The sequence below is a fragment of the Gammaproteobacteria bacterium genome (genome assembly GCA_003696665.1).
Classification (GTDB): Bacteria; Pseudomonadota; Gammaproteobacteria; order Enterobacterales.
Genome location: RFGJ01000220.1, coordinates 1 through 1,333, shown reverse-complemented (window position 1 = coordinate 1,333; position 1,333 = coordinate 1). Strand labels below are relative to the sequence as shown.

Annotated in this window: 3 protein-coding genes; all 3 read left to right on the top strand. The window is 50.6% G+C overall.

Annotated elements, in window-relative coordinates:
• A partial coding sequence (flgB, locus tag D6694_06245) for a flagellar basal body rod protein FlgB (protein ID RMH44107.1) occupies positions 1-255 on the top strand: 255 nt, incomplete at its 5' end.
• Between the two features lie 8 nt (positions 256-263).
• Positions 264-686: a flagellar basal body rod protein FlgC gene (gene flgC, locus D6694_06240; protein RMH44106.1), complete on the top strand. Its 423-nt coding sequence runs from the start codon at positions 264-266 to the stop codon at positions 684-686.
• 11 nt (positions 687-697) lie between these two features.
• Positions 698-1,333 (top strand): flagellar hook assembly protein FlgD (locus D6694_06235; GenBank protein RMH44105.1); only part of this gene is annotated, 636 nt, incomplete at its 3' end.

Genomic DNA, 1,333 nt, shown 5'->3' with positions numbered 1-1,333 from the left:
GATACGCCAAATTACAAAGCCAGAGACCTTGATTTCAAAAGCGCCTTGTTAAATGCCCAGAACACTAGCGCTGAAGCCTTAGATGATTTTGTCGGATACCGTGTGCCATTGCAGCCGGATACGGGGGATGGGAACAGCGTGGATATGCAGGTTGAAAAAATGGCGTTGGCGGAAAATGCCGTTGGTTACGAAACTGCACTGCGATTTGTCAATGGAAAAATTCAAGGGTTGCTCAAAGCGATTCGAGGTGAATAGGAGGCGTTATGAGCTTAACCAAGATTTTTGACATTAGTGCGACGGCATTAGCAGCGCAATCGGTGCGGCTGAACACCACTGCGAGCAATCTTGCTGCCGCAGATACGGTCGCAGGTACTCCAGACGAGGTATATAAAGCGCGTTATCCGGTCTTCAAGGCTGTGTTGCTTACAGAACAACTCGGTGATGACCAAGGTTCTGTGGGGGTGGCAGTTGATGGAATTGTGCGTGCAGATCGTCCGGCCAAGGTCATTCACGATCCTTCGCATCCGTTGGCGGATGACAACGGCAATATTTATATGGCGGACATTAATGTGATTGAAGAGATGACCAACATGATCGAAGCCTCGCGCGCCTATCAAACTAATGTTCAGGTCGCGAGTATGACCAAGAGATTAATCGAAGCCACGTTACGACTTGGGCAGTCGTAAGGAGTTAAGTTATGCCGAGCATTTCGAACATTTATCAAGAACTTGGGTTGCGTCAGGCAGAGTCTGGTGATGGAAAACGAAACGATGAGCTTTCGCAGGAGGATTTTCTCCGTCTTCTGACCACGCAGCTGGCCAATCAGGATCCGTTTAAGCCTATGGAAGACGGCGAGTTCATTGCACAAATGGCACAGTTTTCGAGTGTCGATAGCCTGCAGCGTCTCGAGCGCAGCTTTTCCAGCTTTGCCGCGGCCATGACCTCGAATCAGGCACTTCAGGCTTCAACATTAGTTGGCCAATCGGTTTTGGTGCCGACATCGACAAGACAGATTGAACAGGGTGGTTCGGTCAGTGGCGAATTTGTTGCAGATACTTATGTGCAAAATGCTGTTTTGACCATTACAGACGCGAATGGGCAGACCGTACGGCAAATTGAGCTTGGCGATCTACCGCCTGGCGCGCATCCCTGGACATGGGATGGTATGGGCGAGTCCGGTGAACCAGTGGCGGCAGGTGAATATAGCTTTCAGATCACGGCTCGCCAAGGTGAGAGCACAACTTCTTATCCGGTTTATGTCTCCGGCCTGGTGACCAGTGTGCTGTTAGGCAACGCGGACGGCATTGTTTTGAATGTCGATGGTGTTGGCACG